The sequence below is a fragment of the Luteimonas padinae genome (assembly GCF_014652935.1).
Taxonomy (GTDB): Bacteria; Pseudomonadota; Gammaproteobacteria; order Xanthomonadales; family Xanthomonadaceae; genus Luteimonas; species Luteimonas padinae.
This window is the reverse complement of the sequence record NZ_BMZT01000016.1, coordinates 1-22974: the sequence shown is the minus strand read 5'-3', so window position 1 is coordinate 22974 and position 22974 is coordinate 1. Positions and strand designations below refer to the sequence as shown.

Genomic DNA, 22974 nt, shown 5'->3' with positions numbered 1-22974 from the left:
TGCCTCAAGGAGCATGCGACCTCCCCGGGACATCCCACCACCCGGCCAGATGGTCAGGCAGGGATAACGTACAAGGAGCAGCTGAAGCTGCGACCCCATCCCAGATATAGCGTTGACGCAACGCGCCCACCCCGATATGTTGTGCCCCGTCGGTTCCCGCGCCACAGGGCTCGGGATGAAAAGGGAAGCCGGTGCGGCGCGGTCTGGACCCCAGGTCGCCGCCCATCCCGGCGCTGCCCCGCAGCGGTAGGTGGAAACGAGGTCGCGCACGCACTGGGACGGTGGTTCCGGGAAGCGGCGACCGAGGCGAGGACTCGCCGGCACAGCCGGTGACTCCCGGATCCACGAGCCCGAAGACCTGCCGACAGCCGCGCGCAAAGCACATCGCGCGGTGCCGGCTGCGGAATCTCCGGGGGGAGATGGCTGGTGAAGCAGGCATGCGCCGCGATCCGTCCACCGGAGCGCGTCGCGGGCGCTGCGACGCCGCTTTTACATCCTCGCCAGCATTCCCGGCCTGCCGCCCGAGGGGTCGGGTGGCCGTGCGCACGCACTGGGAGAGGATCGATGAGCAAGACCGAAAGCAGCACCACCGCAGGCCCCGCGCCGGCCGCCACCGCAGGCACGACCGCCTCCCCCGCCGCAGCCTCGACTGCTCCGGCCACCCTGGGCGCATCCTCCGCGCCGGCCCGCCCTTCCGGCACGACGCCCGTCGACGCCGCCGATGCGTCCGACGCCATCCCTTCGCCCCGCCCCGCCGGGCCCAGGTCCACCGACGGCACCGCCCCCGACGACGCCGGCGTCGCCACGTGGATCACCAAGGAGGCCGGCAACCGCCGGATTCCCTATGACCGTGCGCGCCTTGAGCGCGCCATCGACCGCGTCCACGCCGAATTCCCGCAGCTCGACGCCGACGACTACAAGCGCAGCGTGTTCGGCTTCGTCGAGCGCAAGGAGGCGGTCAACGCCGACGACCTGGTGGACCATCTGATCCGCGAGGCCGAGGCGCGCGTGGACGTGGCCGCGCCGGAGTGGGAGATGTTCGCGGCGCGGATCTACCTGCACCGCCTGTACAAGCGCGCCAGCCGCAACCGTTTCTACGACGCCGAGCAGAAGTACGGTTCCTACGTCGGCCTGCAGGAAAGCCTGGCCGACCGCAACGTGTACTCCAACGACATCCTGCGTGCCTACTCCAAGGAGGAGCTGCAGGAAGCCGGGAAGATGATCGACCCCTCGCGCGACCTGCTGTTCAACTACAACGGCCTGTACCTGCTGGCCACGCGCTACCTGGCCACCGACACCTCGCGCGAGGTGTACGAACTGCCGCAGGAGCGCTGGCTGACGATCGCGCTGTACCTGATGCAGGAAGAGGGCGCGCCTGGCAAGGGCGGCCGCGAGCGCCGCATGCAGCTGGTCGGCGAGGCCTATTGGGCGCTGTCGAACCTGTACATGACCGTCGCCACGCCGACGCTGCAGAACGCCGGCAAGACCGGCGGCCAGCTGTCGTCGTGCTTCATCGATACCGTCGATGATTCGCTTCAGGGCATCTACGACTCGAACACCGACATCGCGCGCGTGTCCAAGGGCGGCGGCGGCGTGGGCGCGTACATGGGCTATGTGCGCGCGTCGGGCTCCGCCATCCGCGGCGTGCCGAACTCGTCCGGCGGCGTCGTGCCGTGGATCAAGCAGCTCAACAACACCGCCGTCTCGGTCGACCAGCTCGGCCAGCGCAAGGGCGCGGTGGCCGTGTACCTGGACGTCTGGCACCGCGACATCGAGGCCTTCCTCGACCTGCGCCTCAACAACGGCGACCAGCGCCTGCGCGCGCATGACGTGTTCACCTCGGTGTGCATCCCGGACATCTTCATGGAGGCCGTCGAGCGCCGCGGCGACTGGTACCTGTTCGATCCGCACGAGGTGCATCGCATCAAGGGCTGGTACCTGCAGGACTTCTTCGACGAGAAGAAGGGCGAAGGCACGTTCCGGAAGAAGTACGAGGAGGTGGTGGCCGACGAGCGCATCCCGCGCAAGACGGTGAAGGCCATCGACATCTTCAAGCGGCTGATGGTCAGTCAGCTGGAGACCGGCAATCCCTTCATGTTCTACCGCGACGAGGTCAACCGGAAGAACCCGAACAAGCACGCGGGAATGGTGTATTCCTCCAACCTCTGCACCGAGATCCTGCAGAACATGAGCCCGACCAGGCTCATGCAGGAAATCATCAGCGGCAACCAGATCGTGACCACGAAGCAGGCCGGCGACTTCGTGGTCTGCAACCTGTCCTCGATCAACCTCGGCCGCGCGATCCTGCCGCAGGACGGCCAGGGCGACCTGATCACCGACGTGCTCGAGCGCCTGGTGCCGATCCAGGTGCGGATGCTCGACAACGTGATCGACCTGAACCTGCTGCCGGTGCCGCAGGCGACGATCACCAACCGCAAGTACCGCGCGATCGGGCTGGGCACCTTCGGCTGGCACCACCTGCTGGCGCGGAAGGGCATCCACTGGAACGCGCCCGAAGCGGAGGAGTTCAGCGACGCGCTGTACGAACGCATCAACTTCCTCACCGTGCAGGCGAGCATGGCGCTGGCGAAGGAGAAGGGCACCTATCCGGTGTTCCAGGGCAGCGACTGGCACACCGGCAGCTACTTCCGCGACCGCGGCTACAACAGCCCGCAGTGGCTGGACCTGGCCGCACAGGTCGCGGTGAATGGCGTGCGCAACGGCTGGCTGCTGGCAGTGGCGCCGAACATGTCGACCGCGCAGATCGCGGGCAGCACCGCCTCGATCGACCCGATCTACTCCGCGTTCTACTACGAGGAGAAGAAGGACTACCGCCGCCCGGTGGCCGCGCCGGGACTGTCGCTGGAGACCTGGCCCTACTACGAGAAGGGCGCCTACCACGTCGACCAGTTCGCCAGCGTGCGCCAGAACGCCCGCCGCCAGCGCCACGTCGACCAGTCGATCAGCTTCAACTTCTACGTGCCGTCGACCATCCGCGCCAGCACGCTGCTGGAGCTGCACATGACGGCATGGCGGGAAGGGTTGAAGACCACCTATTACGTCAGGTCGAACGACATCGACATCAATGAATGCGAATGGTGTTCGAGCTGACGGCACCCGCCATCGCCGCTTCGGAAGATCCGCGCCAACCCTCCCTGTAGGAGCGGCTACAGCCGCGACCCGGCCTTGCCGCACCGCTGGTCGCAGCTATAGCTGCTCCTACAGAAAAAGCAGGAACAGGACATCGTCATGAATTTCGCCGTACCTCGCACCGCCACGCCGCTTGACCGCATCCGCATCCTGGAGCCGCGGCATCCGAACCGTTCCACCGGGATCATCAACGGCCGCACCTCGGGCATCCTCAACTGGAACGACATTCCGTATCCGTCGTTCTACCGCGCCTACAAGGAACTCTCGACCAACTTCTGGATCCCGGACGAAGTCGACATGAAGGCCGATGCACGCCAGTACGGCGAGCTGTCGGCGCGCGAGAAGAACGCCTACGACTCGATCATCGGCCTGCTGGCCACGCTGGATTCTCCGCAGACACGTTTCATCTACAACGTCGCCGAGTACATCACCGATCCGGCCGCGCACGCCAACGCCGCGATCATCGGCCAGCAGGAGGTGATCCACAACGAGAGCTACAGCTATGTGCTGGCCTCGATCACCGACCTGGCCAACCAGAACCGGATCTTCGAGATCGCGCGCACGCACCCGACGATCCTGAAGCGCAACGCGCCGATCATGGGCTCGTACGACGATTTCATGCGCGAGAAGACCGCCGAGACCCTGCTGCGCTCGCTGATCCAGTCCTCGATCCTGGAAGGCATCAACTTCTATTCCGGCTTCGCCTACTTCTACAACCTGGTGCGTCAGAACCGGATGGCCGGCACCGGCAAGATCATCAGCTTCATCAACCGCGACGAGCTGGCGCACACCAAGTTCATCAGCGAGGTGATCCGCGCCATCGTCGGCGAGCACCCGGAGCTGCGCACGGACGAGCTGACCGAGTATGTGCACCGCGCCTTCGAGCACGCGGTCGAGCTGGAGGTGCAGTGGACCGGCGAAGTTCTGGACGGCATCGACGGCATCAACGTCGACGAGATGATCCAGTACGTGAAGTACCGCGCCAACAAGATGGCCGGGATGCTGGGGATCGAGAGCCTGTACCCGGATTCGACCGGAAACGTGATGCCCTGGATCCGCGCCTACGCCGACAACTTCACCGAGACCAAGACCGACTTCTTCGAGATGCGCAACGCCTCGTACAAGAAGACCAACCTCGACAACGGCTTCGACGACCTGTGAGCGCCAATGACCCCGGAGCCGGCCCCACGACCTCTGCCCCCTGCCCCCCTCCCCTGTAGGAGCGGCTACAGCAAGGACAGCCCGATGCGCGTACTGATTGCTTACGACTCGCTCAGCGGCAACACCCGCGACCTCGCGCGGATGGTGCGCGAATGCTGCGAAGCACGTGGCCACGCCGTGACCTGGATCGAGACCGGCATCCAGAGCCTGGCCGACGCATGCCCCGATCCGCGCCACGATCTCTACCTGCTTGGCACCTGGACCGACAACGCCGGGCGCACGCCGGCGGCGATGAAGCGCTTCATCGCCGAGCTGGTCGAGGCCGTCGGCAAGCCCGGGCGCGTGGCCGTGTTCGGCACCGGCGAGACGCAGTGGGGCGAGGAGTACTACTGCGGCGCGCTGCGGCGCATTGCCGGCTTCTTCGGCAGCACCCATCCACCGCTGGAGATCGAACAGATGCCGCACGGCGCGCGGGATGCGCTGAAGGTCCGGCACTGGGCCGACCAGGTGCTCGCGACGCCGGGCTCCGCTGCCGCTGCGATGCCGACTTCCCCGCAACCCATGCCAAGGACACGCTCCATGCAAACCCTGCACGCCTCGACGCCCGACGACGTCCGCGCCGCCATCGCCGCCCACCCGCGGCTGCTGGTCGACTACTACAAGGACGACTGCCCGGCCTGCCGCATGCTCGACCTGTCGCTGCGGCAGTTCGCAGCCGGTCCCGCCGCCGCCGGCCTCGCGCTGCTGAAGGTGAAGCTGGAAACCGTTGGCGAAGACGTCTTCCGCGACCTCGGCCTGCGGCAGACGCCCACGCTCGCCCTGCACGTCGACGGCCGTGAGGCCGTGCGCCTGCCCGGCTTCCGGACGCCGGCGCAGATCGCGCAGGCGGTCGAAGCGCACGCCTGCGACATCCCCGCATGAGCTCCGCCCCCACCGAGGCGCGGATGATGGACATCGTCTTCCCCGACCACACCAACCACCTCGGCACCCTGTTCGGCGGCCAGGCGCTGGCCTGGATGGACAAGGCGGCCTTCATCGCCGCCTCGCGCTATGCGCGCAGCACCGTGGTCACCGCGCGCTCCGAGCAGGTGGACTTCAGCCGGCCCATCCGCCAGGGCCAGCTGGTCGAGACCATCGCGCGCGTGGTCGCCGTCGGCCGGACGTCGATGCAGGTGGAAGTCGAGCTCGTGAGCGAGGACCTGCTGAGCGGCGAACGCCAGACCTGCACGCGCGGCCGCTTCGTCATGATCGCGCTGGATCAGGGAGGGCGCCCGCGGACGGTGACCGGGGCTCGATCAGTGGCGTGACACACCTGTGCTACAGTTTTGCGCACCCGCTGCACAGGGAGTCCGCGTGAGCACCACGACCATTCGCCTTCCACAGGAGCTCAAGGCACGCGTCGCCGAAGCGGCGAAGGCGGCCGGTACCACTTCGCACAGCTTCATCCTGGACGCGATCGCCGAGAAGACCCGGTTGGCCGAGCAGCACGCCGAGTACCACGCCATCGCGGAACAGCGCTGTGCCGGGTTCCTGGAGACCGGCGAAAGCATCCCGTGGGAGGAGGCGCGCGAATGGCTGAAGCAGCGCCTCGCCGGAAAGGCCGCGAAGCGGCCGGTGGCCAAGACCCGGGGCGGATAGATGTCGCGCGTCGAGCTGGCGCCCGGCGTGATCGACGACCTCGACCGGATCGTCGACCATCTTCAACACCACGAGGTGGCGGACGCCGAAGCCCGCGTCGCCGAAATCATCAGCGCGCTCGACGTCCTTGCAGACAATCCGCTGATCGGCCCCCCGGCCGCCGGCGGTGACCGGCGCGAACTGATGATCGGCCGCGATGCGAAGGGTTACGTGGCGTTGTATCGATACCTGGCCTTGATCGACACCGCCCTGGTCCTGGCGATCCGCTCGCAGCGCGAGGCCGGCTACTCGACGGCCGAGCTGCTCCGGACGTGATCAGCCTTGGCCGCCGGGTTGGCAGCCAGCGCCTTGCGCAGGTCAGGAGGCACGGTTGGCTCCGGCTCGACCGCCACCGGCGTGATCTCCAGCGCCACCGTGTCGCCGGCGTTCGCGCCTGCCCTCTCCGGCAGCGTCCGCGGCACCTGCAGCCAATGGCTGCCTTCGCCATCCGGCTCCAGCGTGGCCTGGAAGGGCGCGGCGGCGAGCGTACCGGCCACCGTCACCTGGCTGCGCGGTTCTGGTCGATGCACTCGACGATGTTCTTGACCGCGTAGATCTGGTACGGCCGCATCATCAGCAGCTTCTGCTCGCCCTGCACCAGCACCATGTAGCGGCTGATCATGTGGCCCAGCGTGCACTTGGCCAGGAAGGCGTCGGCAAAGGCGTCCAGGCCGGTAATCTTGCGGTTGTCCGGCGCGGCGTGCTCGTACACCGGCAGGAACTGCTCCTTGGCGTCAAAGGCGAAGTGGCGGGCGTTGTTGTTGGCGAAGTAGTACGTGCGATCGCGGTTGCTGACCACGAACAGCTGCAGGAAGCACAGCAGCGTGCGCGCATAGCCGCTGCCGACGTCGGCCTTGTACTGGACGATCTGCTCCATCGCCCGGCGGGGATTGATGCCCAGCGTCTTGAGCTCGATCTGCACCACTGGAACGCCGTTGATCAGAAGCACCACGTCGAATCGGTGGTGGCTGTAGTCGGTGTTGATGCGCAGCTGGCTGGCGACCTCGAAGGTGTTCTTGCACCAGTCGGTGATGTTGACCAGCGTGTAGTTCAACGGGGTGCCGTCGTCGCGGGTGAAGGCGTTGCGGTGGCGCAGGGTGTGGGCGGCGGCGAAGACGTCGGGGGTGACGATCTCGTCGAGCAGGCGGGCGAACTCTGCATCGGTCAGGGTGACCCGGTTCAACAACTCGAAGTGCTTGCGAAAATTGGCTTCCAGGGCAGCGCGGTCACGGATGTCCGGGCGCAGGGTGTATTTGAGCTCGCCGAGCTTTTCGATCAGCTCCTGCTCGATGGTGCTTTCCCTGACCCGCATGTAGCGCTCCCCCCTGAAGTTTTCCGCCTTACTGAGGCAACCGTTGACTCTAGCTGGCGGCCACAAGTGTTGCGGTCGCGCCGCTAGAACCCCAGCTGCCCGAGCGCATCCTCGACCACGCCCCAGGCGATCTGCCTCAAGAGCCGCGCCTCGCCTGCCCACGGCGTGCCGTATCCACCGGCCTCATACGCCTCCACCAGCGCGCGCGCGTGCCCGCGCATGCTGCCGGCCACCTGCTCGAGCTGGCGCAGCGTGGTCCGCTCCGGTACGCCGAGCGCGGCCCCGAACGCCACGATGTCTGCCCGGCGCACCTGGCCGAAGGTCCGCGCAGTGCCCATGGGGATCACCAGTTCCGCGCCACTCCAGTCGGGCGCGCGATAGACCGCGGTGCTGAGCAGGTCGTAATGCGGCGCCAGCTCCATGCCCTCGGTCCCTGGCGCGGGCAGGAAGCTCAGGTTCTTCAGGTGGGCGTCGCCGTTGCCGATCAGCAGGTTGAAGATCTGCCAGCGCAGCAGGGCCAGGCGGGTGGCCGCCGGGCGGCGGCAGAGGGAGACCAGTTCGACCAGGCGCTCCGCGGTGGCTTCGCGGTACTTGAACACCGCGTCCAGCGAGAGCACCTGGCAGGCGTCCAGCGCATACAGGCGCCGGGCCGCCAGGCCCTCGCCCTCGCGGTCGAAGCGGCGCACCAGGTACAGCGGCTCGGGGACGTGGCGGAACTCGACCGCAGGCACGGGCAAGCCGCACGCGGCGGCGAGCCGCATGCAGAACCATTCGTTGGCGGCGCTGTGGGGGTACTCATCCACGCGCTCGTGGTCGGGCTTGAGGATGTGGGTGGAGGCCGCCCGGCCCACGGGCTCCCACAGGCGCTCCTGGTGCAGCACGACGGCCAGCTTGTGCTGGGCCCCGGCCAGGGACATCCGTTTGGGCGCGCCCTGCGACAGCGCCTGTCGCGGCAGCGCACGGATCCGTTCGGACAAGACCTCGTCGGGCAGCGGTTCCAGCCGCGCGTCCGGCAGCGCCTGGCCGGGGGCCAGCAGGGTGAGCGCGCCGGCCGATTCGTGGCCGTAGTGCTGCAGCAGGCCGAAGGCATCGGCAGGATCGAGACTCGCCTCCCGGGCCAGCAGCCGGCGGGCGCCCCCCTCCGGCAGGAGGTTGTCGAAGAACCACTGCACCGGGCGCAGGCTGGCACCGTCGACGATCTCGCCGTCGGCGCGGCGCAGCGCAGGCGAGAGGTCGAAGCCCGAGGCCTGCCACTCGGGCTCGTAGGCGAAGGTCCACAGATTGCCCTGCTCGCGCAGTTCGCCGACCTTCCGCGCGTCGAGCCAGACATCCAGCCGCCGCGGCGATGGCGGCGCCGGCATCAGCCCGCCTCCGTTCGCAGGGCCTGTTCAACCTGCGCCTGCAGCCCGGGTGGAACATCCACGTGCACCCGGATGCCCAGTTCGTGCAGCACCTCCATGACGCGCCCGATCCCCACGCTCCCCTTGCCACGTTCGATGTTCATCAGGGTGACGTGGCTCGCCCCGGCCATGGGCGCCAGGTCGTCCTGCCGGATGCGCTGGGCGCGCCGGACCGTCCGGACCACGCGGCCCAGCTGCTCGGGGGTGTCGATGGGGATGTGCATGCAGGTTCCCGCGAGAAATCTAAATTCAGGTTTAGATTACGTGGCAAGGGCGGGTGCCTCAAGCGGTATCTAAACTTTTCTTTAGATTGCCGCGGCAGCATCTACTTTCCTGCCAATATCTAAACTACGATTTAGTTTCTGTGCCCGTTCTCGCGCCCCAGTCTCGCGCCTGATCCAGACCACCGCGCCGTCAGGCGCCTCAATGCGGTTTCAAGGACGACCTGGTGGCCGATCAGGTGCAAGGCAGTGCGGGCCCGGGTCATCCCCGTGTACACCAGCTCCCGCGACAGCACCCGGTTGTCCCGCTCGGGCAGCACCAGCCACACCTCGTCGAACTCGCTGCCCTGCGCCTTGTGCACGGTCATGGCGAAGGCGCTGTCGTGCGCCGGCAGCGCGGCCGGATGGAACGGCCGCGGATTCCGCGGGTCATCCCCCGGGAACCACGCCATCAAGGTGCCGCCGTCATCGCGCAGGCAGATGCCGATGTCGCCGTTGAACAGGCGATGGCGGTAGCTGTTCTCGCTGATCAGCAGCAGGCGGCCGTGGAAATAGCGGCTGGCGGTGGAGGCCGGGCCGGCACCGCGCCGGGAGGCGGCAAGTCCGGTCTGCAGGAGCATGCCCTCGATGCGCGCATTGAGGCCGCGCGCCCCCTGCGGGCCTTCACGCACGGCGGTGAGGATGCGCAGGCGTCCGGCGCGGGCAAGCGCGTCGGCCGGGTCGCTGGCCTCGGCGAGCGCGGTCCAGTGCGCGAGCAGGTGTTCGCGGTGGGCCTGCAGCGGGTCGGCCTCGCCTTCGTGGAACTGCACGCCCGACAGCTGGCCGCCGCGCAGCAGCGACAGCGTGGTGTCGGCATCGCCTTCGCGCACGGCGGCGGCCAGCGGCGCGAGGTCGAGTGCGGCGCTCTGGCGCCAGCCGCGGGTGAGATGGATGTGGCGGGCCGGGAAGGGGGCGGCGGTCGCGCTGGCCTCGGCGGCGCGCAGGATGCCGGCCAGCACGTCGCCCGCCTCCACCGACGGCAGCTGGTCGGGATCGCCCAGCAGCACCAGGCGGGCGCCGTCGGGCACGGCTTCGACCAGCTTGGCCATCAGCGGCAGGTCGATCATCGAGGCCTCGTCCACCACCACCACGTCGAACGGCAGCGGGTTGTCGGCGTGGTGCCGGAACACGGGCTTGTCGGGAATGGTGCCGAGCAGGCGGTGCAGGGTAGTGCCGGTGGTGGGCAGCCGTGCGCACAGGTCGGCATCGACGCGGAGTGCGGTCAGGGCCTGGACGGCGTGGCGCACGCTCTCGGCCATGCGTTCGGCGGCGCGGCCGGTGGGGGCGGCCAGGGCGATGCGCGGTGGCGGGGCGCCGGCTTCGCGGGCCTGGGCGGCCAGCAGCACCAGCATGCGGGTGATGGTGGTGGTCTTGCCGGTGCCGGGGCCGCCGGTGACCAGCAGCAAGCTGTGATGCAGGGCGGCGGCGGCGGCGCGGGACTGGGCGTCGTCGCCGCTGGTGGCATCGGGGAACAATTGGTGGAACAGCGTCGCGAGCGCTTCCGGCACCGGGGTATCGCTGCCCGTCGGCGACATCGCGCCCGCTTCGCCTGCAGCTCCATGCTGCGGCGGTGCATGACCAATCCGGCGCAGCCCTTCAGCCAGACGCCGCTCGTACTCGCGATAGCGGCGCAGATAGACCAGGCCGTGTTCGAACACCAGCGGGGCGTCGGGCGCGGACTCGGCGTCATCGCGTTCGGGGCGGGCGACCCAGCGCGACGCCTCCAGCGCTTCGCGCCATGTCTCGACGCCGGGCCAGGCGATCGGCGCATCCACCAGCCGCTGCGGTTCCGCCGGGTCGAAGCCGGCGTGCCCCTCGGCCACGGCCAGCGAGGCCAGCGCCGCGGCGGCGAGCACGACGTCCGGGGTGTCGGGGTCCAGCCGGCGCAGGCTGTGCGCCAGCGCCAGGTCGAGCGGGCGCAGCGCGCGGGCGCGTTCGAGGGCCTTCAGCAGGCTCATGCGGCGGCCTCCTTCGCTTCGCCGGCGAACAGGGCGTCGAGCGCGTGCACCAGCTCCGGTTCGAAGCGCCAGGCGGCGATGCCGCGGCCGTCGCCGGCGGCGGCGTCGATGCCGCGGCAGAACAGGTAGCGGGCGCCGCCGAAGTCGCGCGCGTAATCGTAGGCCGCGCCCAGGCGGAAGCGCAGCCAGCGGTGCAGGGCCAGGGTGTAGATCAACGCCTGCAGGGTGTATTCGCTGTGCGCCATGGCCTGTTCGAGCTCGGCGGCGCCGTAGCCGGGCAGGCGGTTGGACTTCCAGTCGAGCACGTACCAGCGGCCGTCGTGCAGGTAGGTGAGGTCGATCAGGCCGGTCATCAGGCCTTCCAGGCGGCGGCGCAGGCCGAAGCCCTGGCGGCCGGTGGCCACGCCATGGCGGTGCAGGAGAGCGAGCAGCGCGTCCACGCGCGTGGGCGCCAGCGCGAACTGGAATTCGATCTCGGGGCGGCGCTGCGCGGCGGGCACGTCCGCCAGCGCGCAGCCTTCGGGCAGCACGGCGGTGAGCGCATGGCCGAGCATCGGCGTGATCGCGGCCACTCCGGCCTCGATGGCGTCGGCGGCGTAGCCTCCGCGGCCGAGGGCGTCGATGATCTTCTGCAACTCGCCATCCGGCGCGGCCTCACCGGGGCGCCAGCCGCGCCAGGCGGCGAAGTCGGCGTGTTCGAAGGCGTCGTGCAGCACCACGCCGAAGCGTGCGCCGCCGAAGCGCGGATCGAACGCATCGGCTCCGGCTTCGCCCTGGATGCCGGCGCCGGCGGCCTGTACGTCGGCGTCGGCCGGCTCGTCACGCCCGCCCGCAGCCGGCTGGGTGGCGGCGCTGGCGGTGTCGTGGCCGCCATCGGCATGGGCGAGCTGGGTGAAGCTGTAGACCCACCAGTCGCTGGCCAGCGCGCGCGTGGCGCTGCGGGCCGGCGGCACGTCTTCGCTGGCGTCGGCGCCCAGCCATGGCAGCGCGTCGGGTGGCGTGGCGGCGTCGATGGCGATGGCATCGGGCGCGCGCGCGGCCAAGGCATCGGCGTCGGACACCATCGTCCACAGCGGCGACTGCTCGTGGTTGTAGAAGCGACCGGTGGCCAGCCACAGCGCGTCGCGCGTGCGGGTGAGGCCGACGTAGAGCAGGCGCGCGTTCTCGGCGCGTTCGTGGCGCTTCCAGGCTTCAAGCGCATCGGTCCAGCCGCTGCTTGCTTCCTGCAGCTTCCAGTGCAGCACGCGGCCGTCGTCGCCGTGCACCACCACGCGGCCGCCGTGGTGCGGCGGCTTGCCGCCGATGCCGGCGTAGGGCAGGAACACCAGCGGGTACTCCAGGCCCTTGCTCTTGTGCAGGGTGACGATCTGCACGCGGCGGGCGTCGGACTCCAGGCGCAGCTGCTGCGTTTCGTCATCGGCGCTGGCGTCGGCGATGGCGCGCGCCAGCCAGTCGAGCAGGCCGTGCAGGCCGAGCGCCTTGCGCTGCGCTTCCTGCAGGTGTTCGGCCAGCTGCAGGTAGTTGGTCAGCCGGCGCTCGCCGTCCATCAGGCCGAGCAGGCGAGGCGCGCTCTGGGCGCACAGATCGCCCACCAGCGCGAGCGGGCCGGCGCGGCGCAGGCGCTCGCCCCAGGCCAGGGCTTCGAGCTGCTTGTGTTGCAGCACCTCGCCATCGGCATCGAGCGCGGCGATGGCGTGCGCGTCCCCGCCCACCAGCACGGTGGCGAGCGCGGCGCGCAGGCGGCGGTCGTCGGCGCCGTGCACCAGCGCCTGCAGCAGGGTGTGCAGCTCGCGCGCTTCGGCCGTGGCGAACAGGCTCTGCTTGCCGGCGGCCACGGCGGCGATGCCGACGGCGGCCAGGGCGTCGCGGATCATCACCGCCTCGCGGTGCTTGCGCACCAGCACGGCGATGTCGCCCGGCCGCACGGGACGGCCCTTGATCGTGGCGGTGCCGGCGCGGGCGTCGCTCAGCACACGGTGGATCGCGGCGACGCAGGCGCGGGTGGCCAGTTCGCGCGAATACGGCGAGCTGTGCGGCTTCACCTTGCCCCTGTCGTCCGCGGCGGGCTCCGGCGCGCGCCACAGCGTGATCGCGGGTGCGGCCTGGCCGGCGCGCTGGTACTCGGCGTCGTCGCGCACTCCACCGGGCTGCACCGGGTGGAACGCGATGCGCGCGTCGATGAAAGGCGGCGGCACCGCATCGGGCGCGGCGTCATGCGCGGCCTGCGCCTGGGCATAGAGCGCCTCGATGCCGCGCAGCACCGACGGGCGCGAGCGGAAGTTGCTGGCCAGCGGCGGCGCCATGGTCGCGGTGGCGCGGGCGGCGAGATAGGTCTCGACGTCGCCGCCACGGAAGCCGTAGATCGCCTGCTTGGGATCGCCGATCAGGAACAGCGCCGGTTCCGGGCTGTCGGCGCCGAACACGCGGTCGAAGATCGCCCACTGGCGCGGGTCGGTGTCCTGGAACTCGTCCACCAGCGCGATGCGGTACTGCGTGCGCAGGCGTTCGACCAGGGCGTCGCCGTGCGGGCCCGCGAGTGCATCGGCCACGCGGTCGATCTGGTCGTCGAAGGTCAGCACGCGCGCGACCTGCTTGTGCCGCGCCAGCCGGCGGCGGGCATCGTCGCGCAGGCGATGCAGCAATGCGGCCTGGCGGGCTTCGCGCAGGCGGTCGGCCTCGGCCAGGGCGTGGGCGTAGGCCTCGACGGCGTCGCACAGCGGAGAATCGGGCGTGCGACCCGTGCCGTCTTTGCTGGTGAACCTGAGCAGGCTGTCGCGCTGCAGATGCCCCAGCTTGTCGTGATGGAAGCGCGCTTCGGGATCAGCGAGGTCGCACCAGTGGGCGAGCTTCGCGAACAGGTCCTCGATCCATCCGGGCTTGTAGCTGTTTGCCTTCAACACCTTGCCTTCGACCGCCCGCAGCAGTTCGTCGCGGAAGCCGTCGCCGTGCGTGCGCGCGGCCTCGGCGAAGGCCTGCGCGGCGGCGCGCAGCATCGGGCCGGGGTCGGGCAGCGCCGCAGGCGGCGCGGGCAGCAGCACCTCCTCGCGCACCAGCGGCGACAGGTCCTTCGCCAGCGCGTCCGGCCCCTGCGGCCACAGCGCGTGCAGGTCGTCCACGGCGTCGGCGTCCACCGCGTGCGCGCGCCACAGGTCGGCGGCGATCGCGGCGCGCAGCTTGGCATCGCTGGCCAGCAGCTCCGGCGGGTCGAAGCCCTGCCCGCTTTCCAGCGCGTGCTCGCGCAGCACGCGGGCGCAGAAGCCGTGGATGGTGAAGATGGCCGCCATGTCGATGTCGTCGGCGGCGCGGCGCAGGCGGCGGCGCAGGGCGTCGCGGGACTCGTCGCCGCGCGCGAGGTGCGCGTCGATCAGCTGGCGCATGAGCGTGGCTTCGGGCGAGGTGTCGGCAGCCACGCGCGGCGCGTCTAATGCGGGGGCCGACGCGGCTGCGCCTCCGCGCGAGGTGTCGGTGGCATCGACGGCGGCATCGGAATCGTCCGTAGCGTCCGCGCCGCCATCCGCCGCCACCTCCGCCGCCAGCACCAGCCGCTGCCGCACGCGCGCACGCAGCTCCTGCGTGGCGGCTTCGGTAAAGGTCACCGCGAGGATCTCGCCCACGCCCAGCCCGCGCTCGAGCACCAGCCGGGCCAGCAGCGTGGCGAGGGTGAAGGTCTTGCCGGTACCGGCCGAGGCCTCGATGGCGAAGACGCCAGAGAGCGGCTGGGTGGCGTACGGATCAAGCGGCGCGTTCACTCGCCTTCCTCCGGGTCATGGGCGCGGGCGAGGCCGGCCAGCGTGCCGGGGTCGACGCCGGCGTAGGCCTGGCCGTCGCGCACGGCGAAGAAGACCGTCATCGCCGCATCGGCGAAACGCACCAGCATCGCCTCGTCGGCGAAGGGATCACGGCCGCGCAGCACCTGGCGCAGGGCATCGCCCTGGCCTTCGGCGAAGCCACCGCCGGCGCCGTGCCACTGCTTGCGAGCCGCCTCCACCGCCTTGTCGGGGTCGTCGTCGTTGTCGACGCTGGCGTAGGCCCAGGCGCTGTAGGGCGCGTACGGCAGCGGCTCGCGCAGGCCCTGCGCGCGCAGCGCGAGCAGGCGGCGCAGCGCGTCGCGGGCCTCGCCTGGCGACAGCGGGTCGCGCCGATGCGGCCCCACGCCGCCGGCGTCGGTCTCGTGGAAATCCTCGAACGGAAGTTCGATGCCCGCGGCGCGCGCGAGCAGCCAGTCGAGCCCGCTGCGGATCATGCTGGGGCCGTTCGGCTTGCCGAAGTGCAGGCGCGCGATGCCGTGCGGATGCACGTCCTGGATGCGGCCGTGGATGCGAACACCGTCGATTTCGACCTCGGCCAGCCGCGACTCGGGCTTTGCGTCGCCACGCCAGGTACCGAACGCCTCCAGCCACGGCGCGAGCAGCGCGCGCTGGTCGGCCAGCACGCGGCGGCCGGCGGCACCCGAGGGCAGCAGGCCGCGTGCGCGCAGGGTGGCGTGGATGGCCGCGTCGTCGCGGCCCTGCAGCAGCTCGTCGAACAGCGCGCGCTGCAGGACGCTGCGCTCCAGCCCGCGCTCCGGCGCGGCCAGCGGCTCGACGTCATCGCCGTGCGCCTCGATCTCCACCAGACGCAGGCCCATGCGTTCGAGCAGGCTCTCGGCCGGCTGCAGCAGGAAGCGGCGCAGCGCGCTGATCGGAAGCTCCACTGCGGCAGCGGCCTCGGCGGCGCCCAGCGGTTCGCCCTCGAACCACGGCGGCAGCGGCACCCGGCGGTCGGCGGCGCCGGCCGCGGCCTGCTGCCAGCGCGCGTGGTAGGAGAAGCGGCGCGGCTCGTCGAGCGGGCCGAAGGCCTGTGCGGAGAACGGCTGCAGCGGGTGCCGCACCACCAGCGCCTCGGCGACATCGGCGGCATCGGCCACATGCTGGGCCGCGGCCGCATCGATCAGCTCCGACACCAGCACCGAAGGTTCGCGGCGGCTGCCGTCGCGCGGGTCGGCGCCCTGCCAGCTGACGTAGAACACGTCCTGCGCCGCGGTGAACAGCTGCAGGAACAGGAAGCGGTCGTCGTCGCGCGTGGAGCGGTCGCCGGCGCGCCGCCGCGCGGTGCCCAGCTCCGCGGTGAGGCGGTTGAGGCCGGGCGCGGGGTCGCGGCGCGGGAACTCGGCGTCGTTCATGCCCAGCACGCAGATCACGCGGAACGGCAGCAGCCGCATCGGCACCATGCGCGCGATGCTGACGCCGCCGGTGAGCAGCGGCGCGCGCACGTCGGCCTCGGCCAGCACCGCGCCGAAGTGCGCGCGCACGGCTTCCGCCGGCACCGGCGCGTCGAAGCCGGCCTCGGCGGCGCTGCGCGAGAAGGCATCCACCAGCGTGCGCAGGCGGTCGAGCGCGCGCTGGCCGGCGGCGCTTGCCGGCGGCCGCGGCAGCAGCGCATCGAGCAGCTCCAGCAGCCGCTCGCGCCACTGCGCCGGCGGCATCGCCTCGCCCAGCACGTCGGCATGGCGCTCCAGCACGCGCAGCAGGCGCAGCAGGGTGTCGAGCGCGTCCAGCGCGCCGCCTTCCAGGTCCGGCAAGGGCGCGACGAGGTGGCCGTCGCTCGCACGCACCAGCGCGTCGCTGCCGCTGGCGTAACCGAGCAGCAGGCGGTCGAGCGCGAAGGCCCAGGTGTAGGTCTCGTCCTCCGGCGCGTCGAAGCGAGTGCGATGCTGCGCGTCCAGGCCCCAGCGCGCACCCGCCTCCGACAGCCACGCCTGCAGCCGCTCGATCGCCGGCGCGTCGAGGCCGTTGGCCTCGGCCAGCGCGGGACTGGCCAGCAGGTCGAGGATTTCGTGCAGGGCGAAGCGCGACACCGGCAGTGCCAGCAGGCGCAGGAACACCTCGGCCAGCGGTTCGTTGGCGAGCGGACTGGCGTCGGCCAGCGCATAGGGGATCGCCTGTCCGGACGCCGCTTCGTCGCCGCCGCCGTCTCCGAACACCGCGCCGAGGTAGGGCAGGTAGGGATCGATGTCCGGCGCCAGCACCGCGACCTCGCGCGGCTGCAGCGGCGGGTCGAAGCGCGCGTCGTCGAACAGCGCGCGCAGCTGGTCGCGCAGCACCTGCAGCTCGCGCAGGCGGGTATGGCAGGCGTGCAGCTGCAGGCTGGGGTCGGTGCGGTCCACGGCCGCGCGCAGCGGGGCACCGGGCTCGCCGCGGCGATGGAACACGTCCGACTGCATCCGCCGCAGCAGGCTGCCCTGCAGCGGGCCGCCGCCGTCGGCCGGATCGGCATGCGCACGCAGCTCGGCCGAGGCGTGCACCACCTCGTAGTTGCCCACCAGGCGCATGAAGTCCACGCCGGCCGCGCCCCAGGCCTGCAGCAGCCGGTTCTCGCCGCCGGCCAGCAGCGCGCCCTCGGTGGCGAGCTCAGCCTCGGGCACCGCGCGCATGCGCTGCAGGTCGCCCCAGTACGCCTGCGAGGGCGAGGGCACGAAGCAGTGCAGCGTGCCCGCCCGCGCCTGGGTGGCGATCACCCGCAGCACGTCGGGCGAGATGTTGAGGGTGGCGAAGGCCGACAGCCGCGCGGGCATGCCCACGGGCGGCGGCGCGTCCGGCGCTTCGAAGCGGTCGAGGTAGTCCTGGATGCGGCGCGCGCGGTGCACGCGGCCGCGCGCCACCTGCCGCCACAGGATCGCCTGCGGATCGTCCGGGTCGGCGCCGGCCTCCCAGCGCAGCAGCCAGTCGCGGCGCCAGGCCTGGTATTTCTCGAACACTGCGGCCAGCTCGCCGGCCAGCGACCACGCGCGCAGCGGATCATCGCCGCCCACGTGCGCGGCGATCGCCGCCAGCGCCGGCGTTTCCAGCAGCGCGGGCTCGCGCAGCGCCGCGTACAGGCGCCAGCGCAGCGCATCCGCGTCCAGCTCGCCCTGCACGGGCCCGAGGTTGGCCGCCAGCACGCGGCCGACGAACTCGCCCGGCGTGAGGAAGTCGATGTTCGCGGCCACGCCGTGCGCCGCGGCCAGCGTGGCCTGCAGCCAGCGCCGCATCGCCACCTGCGGGATCAGCACCACCTCCGGCTCGAGCAGGCGCTCCGGCGGCACCGGCGCGCGCAGCACGTCGGCGAGGATGCCGGCCAGCACCTCGAGCGCGTTGGAGTGGTAGAGGCGGAAGTCGCCGGAAGTCCCCTGTTCCATGCGGGCATGATGCCGGAGCGCCGTCGCAGGGCGTGATACAGACGCTTGCTGTGCTGGGCAGCGCTGGCCGCTGTGCCGGCCTGTAGGAGCAGCTATAGCTGCGACCGCCTTTGCCAGGCTCTTCGGTCGCAGCTGTAGCTGCTCCTACAGGAGGGGTGGCGGGGGTGGAGGGCGTGGCGGGCGTGGCGGGGGTTGGGCGTTGCCGGCGGCGGGATCGGCGATAATCACGGCGTCACACGCCCCGTGCTCCGGCCCTGTTCAGCCGTACGCGGCCAAGCTTCGGGGGTTTGCCCCTTTCCGACGCCGCCTGCCCATGCCCCCAGCCTCGCAGCCGCTGCCGAACGTCCCCGCCGTCCGCCTCTCCGGCGTGCGCCTGGACCGCGGTGCGCGCACGATCCTGTCGGGCATCGATCTGGAGGTGCCGCACGGCAGCGTCACCGCCATCCTCGGTCCGTCGGGCAGCGGCAAGTCGACGCTGCTGGCGGCGCTGACCGGCGAGCTGGTGCCGGCCGCAGGCCGCGTCGAAGTCTTCGGCCAGCCGGTGCCGCGCCGCCACCGCGAGCTGCTCGCGCTGCGCAAGGGCATCGGCGTGCTGCTGCAGGGCAACGGCCTGCTGACCGACCTCACCGCCGGCGAGAACGTGGCGCTGCCGCTGCGCACGCACACCAAGCTGCCGGCGCCGGTGATCGAACAGCTGGTGCTGATGAAGCTGCACGCCGTGGGCCTGCGCACCGCGGTGGACCTGTATCCGCGGGAGCTGTCCGGCGGCATGGCGCGCCGCGTGGCGCTGGCGCGCGCGATCGCGCTCGACCCGCCGCTGATGCTCTACGACGAGCCGCTGACCGGCCTCGACCCGATCGCCTCCGGGGTGATCATGTCGCTGATCGCGCGCCTCAACGCCACGCTCGGCATGACCAGCATCATCGTCAGCCACCACGTGCGCGAGACCCTGCCGATCGCCGACCAGGTGCTGGTGACCGCCAACCGCGGCATCGTTTTCGCCGGCACGCCGGCCGCGCTGGAGGCCAGCGACGACCCGCTGCTGCGCCAGTTCCTGCGCGGCGAGCCCGACGGCCCGATCGCCTTCGACCCGGCCTCGGCCCAGCCCAGCGCGCGCGACGCCCTGGCACGCGCCGAAGCCGCCGCGCCGGCGCGCGTAGTTGCCGACGTGCGCGACGCAGCCGCCGCACCCCACGCCGCCACGGCGCCCCGTCCCGACGCCGAGGCCCGCTGATGCCCTTCGTTTCCAGCACCCGCTCGCTCGGCCGCGCCGGACTGTTCTCGCTGTCGGTGTTCGCGGCCTCCAGGCCCACGCGCGACTTCTTCGCCGAGCTCATGCGCGAGATCTACAAGATCGGCGCGCGCTCGCTGCCGATCATCGCCGTGGGCGGCGCCTTCGTCGGCCTGTCGCTGACGCTGCTGGGCTACCGCGCGCTCGAAACCTATGGCGCCGCCAACCAGGTCAGCGTACTGATCGGCCTGGGCCTGTACCGCGAACTGGCGCCGGTGCTGACCGCGCTGCTGTTCATCGGCCGCGCCGGCTCCTCGATCGCCGCCGAGCTGGCGCTGATGCGCGCCACCGACCAGATCCAGGCCCTGGGCCTGATGGCGATCGACCCGGTGGCGAAGGCCGTGGCGCCGCGCTTCTGGGCGGCCGTGATCTGCGTGCCGCTGCTGACCGCGTTCTTCGTCAGCCTGGCCCTGAGCGCGAGCTGGTTCGAGGCCGTGCAGGTGCTGGGCGTCGAGAACGGCACCTTCTGGCAGACCATGCGCGACGTGGTCGACTTCCGCGACGACTTCCTGGTCGCCTTCCTGAAGTCGGCGATCTTCGGCGGCACCGCGGCCCTGGTCGCGGCCTACGTCGGCTTCCACGCCGAACCGACGATCGAAGGCACCTCGGTCGCCACCACCCGCGCCGTCGTCAACGCCTCGCTGCTGGTCCTGATGTTCAACTTCGTCCTCTCCGCGCTGCTGTTCCGATGAGCAGCGAAGAGAGCATTTGCCACGGATTTACGCGGATCAGGCGGATCACGCGGATCTGCTTCCCGCTTTTCCGCTCCGGCCGCAAACCCGGTGAATCAATCGGTGATTGAAGAGCAGTCCCGCCCCACCTGATTCCTGATCCGCGTAATCCGCGTAAATCCGTGGCAGAAAAGCTTTCAAAGGTATGCCCCCATGAACACATCCCGTGGCCCTAGACTCGAGTTCGCCGTCGGTGCCTTCCTGGTGCTGGCGCTGGCGTCGGTGCTGGTGCTGGCCGTCGCATCGACCAACGGCAAGTTCGGCTTCGCACGCGACAGCTACGAGCTGACCGCGCGCTTCACCAACCTTGGCCAGCTGCGCCCCAACGCGCCGGTGAAGGTCGGCGGGGTGACGATCGGCAGCGTTTCGAAGATCGACCTTGATCCGGTCAAGTTCGACACCATCGTGACGCTTGCGATCGACAGTCGCTTCAACGAGATCCCGATCGACACCTCCGCCCAGATCCTCACCGGCGGCCTGCTGGGCGAGAGCTATGTCGGCCTGCAGCCCGGTGGCGACCTGGAGGTCTTCAAGCCCGGCGAAGAGCTGGTCTACACCCAACCCGCCGTCGACCTGATGCAGATGGTCGGCAAGTACATGTTCAGCGGCACTGGCGAAGATGGCGCCGATGCCGGCGGCACCCCGGCGCCCGACGCGCCTGCCGACGACACCCCGCCCCCCACGGAGAGCACCCCATGACGTCCCGCCCCCTGGTTCCCCTGATCCTCGCCGCCGCCCTGCTCGCCACCGCGCCCTTCGGCGCCTGCGCGCAGGCCCAGGCGCAGGCCGCGCCGGCCGCCACCATGCAGGGCTCGCCCAGCAAGCTCGTGCTCGACAACAGCCAGCGCATCCTGTCGACGCTGGACTCGCGCCGCGCCGAGTTCACCGCCGACCGCAGCAAACTGCAGGCCTTCATCGCCGGCGAGTTCGACCAGATGTTCGACCGCGAGTACTCCGCGCGCCAGGTGCTGGGCCGCCACGGCCGCGGCGCCGACGACGCCGACGTGAAGGTGTTCGCCGACGCGCTCGCCGACAGCCTGATGCGCCGCTACGGCAGCTCGCTGCTCGACTTCAATACCCGCCTGCGCGTGCGCGTGAAGTCGGAAACACCGCTGCCGCGCGGCCTTGGCGTCAAGGTGTCCAGCGAGATGCTGCGCCAGGGCGGCGAGCCGATCCCGGTCGACTACCTGATGCGGCAGACGCCGGCCGGCTGGCGCGTGTTCGACGTGATGGTCGAGGGCGTGTCCTTCGTGCAGACCTTCCGCCAGCAGTTCGACACCCCGCTGTCGCGCAAGTCGATCCGCGACGTCGCGGCCGACCTGCGCGCGGGGCGGATCCAGGCCGATGCCCGCACCAACTGATCCCGGCGTCAGTCGCGAGGGTGACGCGCTGCGGGTCCGCGGCGACGTCACCGGCGAGCGCGTGCCCGCGCTGTGGCGCAGCGCTCGCCCGCAGTGCGCTGGCGTGCGTCGCATCGACATCACCGGCGTGACCCGCGTCGACAGCGCCGGCCTGGCGCTTCTGTCGGCGCTGGCCGACGCGGCCGGCAGCGCCGGCATCGAGGTCGTCGGCAGCCCGCCCGGCCTGTCCGACCTGCGCGCGGCCTACCGGCTGGACGCCGCGCTCGGCTTCGGCACCTGACATGGGCATCCACCGCATGCACAGCCCGTCTTCCGCCCCGCTGCGCGCCACCGCGCTGGCGCTGGGCCTCGTCCTGCTGGCGGGCTGCGCGGGTCACGCGCCGCGCACGCCCGCGCCCACCGACGCGCAGCCGGTGGCCGCGAGCGACGTGGCAACGCCGCACGCCGACATGGCCTCGACCGTTACGGACGGCCGGTCCTACGAGGCCGGCCAGCCGGCGCTCGACTCCGCTACCGCCGGCGATGTCGGCGTGGACGGCGAAGGCGGAATCGACGGACCCGCATCCGCGGACATGGATGCCGCCAGCGCCGCCGCCACCCAGGCCGAGCTCGACTTCGCCGCGATCTACGGCGGTGAGGTCTACGACCCGATCGCCGATCCGACGCTGCCGGAGCCCGCCACCATCGGCGCCCCCGGCCACGATCCGTGGGAGAACTGGAACCGCAAGGTCCACGGCTTCAACATGGCCATCGACCGCGCCGTGGCCGAGCCGCTGGCGCGCGCCTACGTCAAGGTCGTGCCGCGACCGGTGCGCCTGGGCGTGGGCAACTTCTTCTCCAACCTCGGCCAGCCGGTGAGCGCGCTCAACGCCCTGCTGCAGGGCAAGCCGAAGCAGGCCGGGCAGTCGCTGGGCCGCTTCCTGGTCAACGCCACGGTCGGCGTCGGCGGCCTGTTCGATCCGGCCACGCGCATGCGCATCCCCAACCGCAGCGAGGATTTCGGCCAGACGCTGGGCGTGTGGGGCTGGGAGCAGTCGCGCTTCGTCGAACTGCCGCTGTTCGGCCCGCGCACCGTGCGCGACGTGTTCGGCCTGGTCGGCGACGGCCAGGTCTCGCCCACGCGCCAGATCAACGACGACACGGTGCGCATCGGCCTGCAGGGCCTGCAGCTGGTCGACCTGCGCACCCAGCTGTTCGCCGTCGACCGCCTGCGCGAAGGCGCCGCCGACGAATACGCGCTGGTGCGCGACGCCTGGATGCAGCGCCGCAACTACCAGATCCACGGCGACCGCATCCGCGAAGACCAGCAGGACCTGCCGGACTACCTGCTCGACGACGAAGCCAACCCCACGGTCCCGGTCGACGTCATGCCGATCGTGCCGGGTTCGACCCCGCCCTGAGCCCCGCACCCACCCGGAACCGCCCCCCTCCTGTTGTAGGAGCAACTGTCTTTTGATCAGGCGGGGGTTGGCTGCCACTGCCCGCCATCCCTGAGCATGGCGTTGATCTGCCCAAGG

General features: G+C 70.9%; 17 protein-coding genes, 3 pseudogenes and 1 riboswitch. Of the genes and pseudogenes, 13 read left to right on the top strand and 7 right to left on the bottom strand.

Annotation, left to right across the window (positions count from 1 at the left end; translation table 11 throughout):
• Positions 1–134 precede the first annotated feature (134 nt).
• Positions 135–380: riboswitch (cobalamin riboswitch) on the top strand.
• Between the two features lie 184 nt (positions 381–564).
• From IE168_RS14090 to IE168_RS14060, 7 genes and pseudogenes are all read left to right on the top strand, one after another.
• Positions 565–3111 carry a ribonucleoside-diphosphate reductase subunit alpha gene (locus IE168_RS14090; RefSeq protein WP_229823616.1) on the top strand — a complete coding sequence of 849 codons (2547 nt, stop codon included), beginning with the start codon at positions 565–567 and terminating at the stop codon, positions 3109–3111.
• A gap of 138 nt (positions 3112–3249) precedes the next feature.
• Entirely contained in the window at positions 3250–4311 is a 1062-nt protein-coding gene (locus IE168_RS14085) for a ribonucleotide-diphosphate reductase subunit beta (protein WP_189499391.1), read from the top strand.
• An 84-nt stretch (positions 4312–4395) separates the two neighbouring features.
• Positions 4396–4827: pseudogene (locus tag IE168_RS14080) on the top strand (flavodoxin); the annotation flags it as partial.
• 63 nt (positions 4828–4890) lie between these two features.
• Positions 4891–5232: a thioredoxin family protein gene (locus IE168_RS14075; RefSeq protein WP_189499393.1), complete on the top strand. Its 342-nt coding sequence runs from the start codon at positions 4891–4893 to the stop codon at positions 5230–5232.
• Positions 5229–5618, top strand: a complete 390-nt coding sequence (locus IE168_RS14070) for an acyl-CoA thioesterase (RefSeq protein WP_189499389.1) — start codon at positions 5229–5231, stop codon at positions 5616–5618. Before IE168_RS14075 ends, IE168_RS14070 begins: the two co-directional genes overlap by 4 nt.
• Before the next feature lie 46 nt (positions 5619–5664).
• Positions 5665–5949, top strand: a complete 285-nt coding sequence (locus IE168_RS14065; RefSeq protein WP_189499387.1) for a ribbon-helix-helix protein, CopG family — start codon at positions 5665–5667, stop codon at positions 5947–5949.
• Complete coding sequence (locus tag IE168_RS14060) at positions 5950–6264, top strand: type II toxin-antitoxin system RelE/ParE family toxin (protein ID WP_189499385.1); 315 nt, start codon at positions 5950–5952, stop codon at positions 6262–6264.
• 2 nt (positions 6265–6266) lie between these two features.
• On the opposite strand, the pseudogene IE168_RS14660 reads toward IE168_RS14060, so the two are convergent.
• The 7 genes and pseudogenes from IE168_RS14660 to recC form a co-directional block, all read right to left on the bottom strand.
• A pseudogene (locus IE168_RS14660) lies at positions 6267–6500 on the bottom strand (DUF1905 domain-containing protein); the annotation flags it as partial.
• The gene (locus tag IE168_RS14655; protein ID WP_229823613.1) at positions 6488–7300 is read right to left on the bottom strand and encodes a type I restriction endonuclease; all 813 of its coding nucleotides are present in this window, start codon (positions 7298–7300) and stop codon (positions 6488–6490) included. The pseudogene IE168_RS14660 and the gene IE168_RS14655, both read right to left, overlap by 13 nt.
• An 83-nt stretch (positions 7301–7383) precedes the next feature.
• The gene (locus tag IE168_RS14050) at positions 7384–8661 is read right to left on the bottom strand and encodes a HipA domain-containing protein (protein ID WP_189499381.1); all 1278 of its coding nucleotides are present in this window, start codon (positions 8659–8661) and stop codon (positions 7384–7386) included.
• A complete protein-coding gene (locus tag IE168_RS14045; RefSeq protein WP_189499379.1) occupies positions 8661–8924 on the bottom strand; it encodes a helix-turn-helix domain-containing protein in 264 nt (87 codons plus the stop codon). The genes IE168_RS14050 and IE168_RS14045 overlap by 1 nt, the downstream gene beginning before the upstream one ends.
• 131 nt (positions 8925–9055) lie before the next feature.
• Complete coding sequence (gene recD, locus IE168_RS14040; RefSeq protein ID WP_189499377.1) at positions 9056–10918, bottom strand: exodeoxyribonuclease V subunit alpha; 1863 nt, start codon at positions 10916–10918, stop codon at positions 9056–9058.
• Positions 10915–14667: a UvrD-helicase domain-containing protein gene (locus tag IE168_RS14035; RefSeq protein WP_189499375.1), complete on the bottom strand. Its 3753-nt coding sequence runs from the start codon at positions 14665–14667 to the stop codon at positions 10915–10917. The genes recD and IE168_RS14035 overlap by 4 nt, the downstream gene beginning before the upstream one ends.
• Positions 14664–18074: an exodeoxyribonuclease V subunit gamma gene (recC, locus tag IE168_RS14030; RefSeq protein ID WP_189499373.1), complete on the bottom strand. Its 3411-nt coding sequence runs from the start codon at positions 18072–18074 to the stop codon at positions 14664–14666. The genes IE168_RS14035 and recC overlap by 4 nt, the downstream gene beginning before the upstream one ends.
• 313 nt (positions 18075–18387) lie before the next feature.
• Between recC and IE168_RS14025 the strand changes: the two are divergent.
• From IE168_RS14025 to IE168_RS14000, 6 genes and pseudogenes are all read left to right on the top strand, one after another.
• Positions 18388–19170 (top strand): annotated as a pseudogene (locus IE168_RS14025) (ABC transporter ATP-binding protein); the annotation flags it as partial.
• Positions 19171–19307: 137 nt separating this feature from the next.
• On the top strand, positions 19308–20057 hold the full coding sequence (locus tag IE168_RS14020; RefSeq protein ID WP_189499369.1) for an MlaE family lipid ABC transporter permease subunit: 750 nt from the start codon (positions 19308–19310) through the stop codon (positions 20055–20057).
• Positions 20058–20249: 192 nt separating this feature from the next.
• A complete protein-coding gene (mlaD, locus tag IE168_RS14015; protein WP_189499368.1) occupies positions 20250–20795 on the top strand; it encodes an outer membrane lipid asymmetry maintenance protein MlaD in 546 nt (181 codons plus the stop codon).
• On the top strand, positions 20792–21457 hold the full coding sequence (locus tag IE168_RS14010) for an MlaC/ttg2D family ABC transporter substrate-binding protein (protein WP_189499366.1): 666 nt from the start codon (positions 20792–20794) through the stop codon (positions 21455–21457). The genes mlaD and IE168_RS14010 overlap by 4 nt, the downstream gene beginning before the upstream one ends.
• The gene (locus IE168_RS14005) at positions 21441–21737 is read left to right on the top strand and encodes an STAS domain-containing protein (RefSeq protein WP_189499364.1); all 297 of its coding nucleotides are present in this window, start codon (positions 21441–21443) and stop codon (positions 21735–21737) included. Before IE168_RS14010 ends, IE168_RS14005 begins: the two co-directional genes overlap by 17 nt.
• A 16-nt stretch (positions 21738–21753) precedes the next feature.
• Complete coding sequence (locus IE168_RS14000) at positions 21754–22857, top strand: MlaA family lipoprotein (RefSeq protein WP_189499362.1); 1104 nt, start codon at positions 21754–21756, stop codon at positions 22855–22857.
• Positions 22858–22974: the final 117 nt, after the last annotated feature.

Excerpts from the sequence above, each read along its gene's own strand:
- IE168_RS14090 (WP_229823616.1), top strand. The coding sequence starts at position 565 with ATGAGCAAGACCGAAAGCAGCACCACCGCAGGCCCCGCGCCGGCCGCC.
- IE168_RS14085 (WP_189499391.1), top strand. The coding sequence starts at position 3,250 with ATGAATTTCGCCGTACCTCGCACCGCCACGCCGCTTGACCGCATCCGC.
- IE168_RS14075 (WP_189499393.1), top strand. The coding sequence starts at position 4,891 with ATGCAAACCCTGCACGCCTCGACGCCCGACGACGTCCGCGCCGCCATC.
- IE168_RS14070 (WP_189499389.1), top strand. The coding sequence starts at position 5,229 with ATGAGCTCCGCCCCCACCGAGGCGCGGATGATGGACATCGTCTTCCCC.
- IE168_RS14060 (WP_189499385.1), top strand. The coding sequence starts at position 5,950 with ATGTCGCGCGTCGAGCTGGCGCCCGGCGTGATCGACGACCTCGACCGG.
- IE168_RS14655 (WP_229823613.1), bottom strand. The coding sequence starts at position 7,300 with ATGCGGGTCAGGGAAAGCACCATCGAGCAGGAGCTGATCGAAAAGCTC.
- IE168_RS14050 (WP_189499381.1), bottom strand. The coding sequence starts at position 8,661 with ATGCCGGCGCCGCCATCGCCGCGGCGGCTGGATGTCTGGCTCGACGCG.
- IE168_RS14045 (WP_189499379.1), bottom strand. The coding sequence starts at position 8,924 with ATGCACATCCCCATCGACACCCCCGAGCAGCTGGGCCGCGTGGTCCGG.
- recD (WP_189499377.1), bottom strand. The coding sequence starts at position 10,918 with ATGAGCCTGCTGAAGGCCCTCGAACGCGCCCGCGCGCTGCGCCCGCTC.
- recC (WP_189499373.1), bottom strand. The coding sequence starts at position 18,074 with ATGGAACAGGGGACTTCCGGCGACTTCCGCCTCTACCACTCCAACGCG.
- IE168_RS14020 (WP_189499369.1), top strand. The coding sequence starts at position 19,308 with ATGCCCTTCGTTTCCAGCACCCGCTCGCTCGGCCGCGCCGGACTGTTC.
- mlaD (WP_189499368.1), top strand. The coding sequence starts at position 20,250 with ATGAACACATCCCGTGGCCCTAGACTCGAGTTCGCCGTCGGTGCCTTC.
- IE168_RS14010 (WP_189499366.1), top strand. The coding sequence starts at position 20,792 with ATGACGTCCCGCCCCCTGGTTCCCCTGATCCTCGCCGCCGCCCTGCTC.
- IE168_RS14005 (WP_189499364.1), top strand. The coding sequence starts at position 21,441 with ATGCCCGCACCAACTGATCCCGGCGTCAGTCGCGAGGGTGACGCGCTG.
- IE168_RS14000 (WP_189499362.1), top strand. The coding sequence starts at position 21,754 with ATGCACAGCCCGTCTTCCGCCCCGCTGCGCGCCACCGCGCTGGCGCTG.